The 2,005-nt window shown below is 35.0% G+C and carries 4 protein-coding genes; 3 read left to right on the top strand and 1 reads right to left on the bottom strand.

The window, feature by feature from the left end; all coding sequences use genetic code 11:
• Window positions 1-540: 540 nt before the first annotated feature.
• Window positions 541-1,002 (bottom strand): ECs1072 family phage-associated protein, encoded by a 462-nt coding sequence (locus Xedl_RS39500; protein ID WP_074025341.1) that lies wholly within the window; start codon window positions 1,000-1,002, stop codon window positions 541-543.
• Between the two features lie 102 nt (window positions 1,003-1,104).
• Between Xedl_RS39500 and csrA the strand changes: the two genes are divergently transcribed.
• From csrA to Xedl_RS19335, 3 genes are read left to right on the top strand one after another with little or no spacing between them, the layout of a single operon-like run.
• Entirely contained in the window at window positions 1,105-1,284 is a 180-nt protein-coding gene (csrA, locus tag Xedl_RS19345) for a carbon storage regulator CsrA (protein ID WP_074025339.1), read from the top strand.
• Window position 1,285: 1 nt separating this feature from the next.
• On the top strand, window positions 1,286-1,492 hold the full coding sequence (locus Xedl_RS19340; protein WP_074025337.1) for a hypothetical protein: 207 nt from the start codon (window positions 1,286-1,288) through the stop codon (window positions 1,490-1,492).
• Window positions 1,493-1,509: 17 nt separating this feature from the next.
• On the top strand, window positions 1,510-1,881 hold the full coding sequence (locus tag Xedl_RS19335; RefSeq protein ID WP_074025335.1) for a hypothetical protein: 372 nt from the start codon (window positions 1,510-1,512) through the stop codon (window positions 1,879-1,881).
• Window positions 1,882-2,005 lie beyond the last annotated feature (124 nt).

The following is a 2,005-nucleotide window of genomic DNA, read 5'->3' as shown; positions in this document are numbered from 1 at the left end:
TCAGTCCTTCTTTTTGCTTTTTTGTGTCTGGAAAATCCAAATTCGCAAAAATGGGACTGAGTTTCTTTGATACTCCTACCATTTTGAAAAGTCATTTAGAGATAGATGTGAACGATTAGTTAATAAAAAACATTTAGCGAGAAATTAAAAATGAATAACAAAACAAACACGCCCTATATGCGTTAAAGCTCAAGCGCGCGATGAACAAGAAGCAAGAAGGTTATTAGCACCCTTATATGTCATTTACGGCTGGATGGGTCAAATAGTTAATTGTAACCAAGATAAACAATATTAATTTTGAGGGTATAAAAATGAAAAAATCAGTAACTAATATCAATAATACTTTGGTGACTGAGATAAACAATAACCAAATTAAAGGGCAGCAATCGCTACCCTGTGGCGATAAGCCTTTTATTTACGCGGCTAATTTAAATCTTTATGAACTTATTGCATGGCTTCAAAATGAACTTAATACACTTAATAACCGTGAAAGAACGCTTTGTATTATATCAAAAGCAGTCGATTCACTGGAGCTTGAAATTAATTCTCTTGTTGCTCGTCAGCCTTTTTCAGAGTCTGTTCACCTGAGCCAAGAATCCAATTTACTTTTAGATTCCAATCAATGCCAGATGCGTCTTTGTTCAGCTTTAAACCATTTACGTAGCTTTGGGCTTTCTGAGGTAGATTTTCCGGGACAAGGTCTTTCAGAAGAGCAAAGACAATCCATTCGAGCGGATTGGTTTCCAGTTCCCGAAGAGAAACTTGATACCGAGTAAACAGTAAATGTTTAAGAGCCTTATCACCTCTTAGCGGCTCAAATATTGTTGCATGCTGTTTTCGGTATTCATAGCTAACTATTTCAAGCAATAAAATTAAATAAGAATGTATTCTGGCGCTATCAGGATCACCTTTGGAAATTATGTTTTGGCTGGTGTAGCTGGCGCCATACGAAGGGAAAATAGCTTTTTGAATCTCTATAAATAAGTTCGAATAAACAGACATAAATAAATACCTTCTTGGTTGTTGTAGGGGCTACCAAGAGTACCACCACCTTAAAGGTAAGATAAAAAGGTAAATCAGCATAATATGATCAAGGAGACAAAAATGTTAACACTAACTCGCCGCCCACAAGAAAAAATTATGATAGGTGATGATATCGTAATAACAGTATTAAGAGCTCAAAGTAATAAAGTAAAGATCAGAATAGAAGCACCTAAAGAAACTCCTGTACACCGTGAGGAAATATATCAACGTATTCAGCAAGAATATAATAAGGTAGAGTGATATGAAAACAAAAATATCAGTTGGTGATAAATCTTATTTAGAGAATGCATTGGAAATTAATGAAGAAATGCAGGCTTTATTAGCACCATTATTAAAATTAGCTGAGAAAGATATAGATACCGATGTTTATTTAAAGTTACGAGCCGCGCATAGATTATCAATGTGTCAGTATCGTGACCTAAATACATTAAACAATAACTTCGAATAAATATATCAGGGTGGAATATGTCAAACAATCTACAAACCGCCGTCGAAATTGCAGAAGAAATTGAGGCGTCAATAGTTCCAGTGATGACTGCAACTCAAAATGAAGCCGAACCGGATACTTATTTAATGTGCCGTGGCGTTCATCGTCAAACATGTGATTTAGCTCAGCGGTTAAGAGACATAAATAAAGATTATATCATGTCAGACAATCAGGCATTCGATGAATTGGAAGGTGTTGCGAGTGAAATAGAAAATCTAAGAACATATATTTCTTTATTAATTGATACGGATAAAAGTCTAACCGGTGCACAATTACTTAGTATTGCATTGATTGCAGTGTGTAATATAGGCAAAGAAATAGCACGAGTCCGAGGAGTAGAATATCAATAAATAATATCCGTTTCTGTAATTAACATAAGTCCTCAAGAGAAATTAATTGCAAATTGGTCACCATAACCAGCTAATAATGTATTGATCTCATATTCCATGGTTTCCTGAGTCCAGGTGATAAAAC

The organism is Xenorhabdus eapokensis (assembly GCF_001908105.1).
Note: the sequence above shows the minus strand (reverse complement) of the source record. Positions and strands in the feature narration are given on the sequence as shown.

Bases quoted from the DNA above. Each gene is read 5' to 3' on its own strand.
- Xedl_RS39500 (WP_074025341.1), bottom strand. From the start codon at position 1,002: ATGTCTGTTTATTCGAACTTATTTATAGAGATTCAAAAAGCTATTTTC.
- csrA (WP_074025339.1), top strand. From the start codon at position 1,105: ATGTTAACACTAACTCGCCGCCCACAAGAAAAAATTATGATAGGTGAT.
- Xedl_RS19340 (WP_074025337.1), top strand. From the start codon at position 1,286: ATGAAAACAAAAATATCAGTTGGTGATAAATCTTATTTAGAGAATGCA.
- Xedl_RS19335 (WP_074025335.1), top strand. From the start codon at position 1,510: ATGTCAAACAATCTACAAACCGCCGTCGAAATTGCAGAAGAAATTGAG.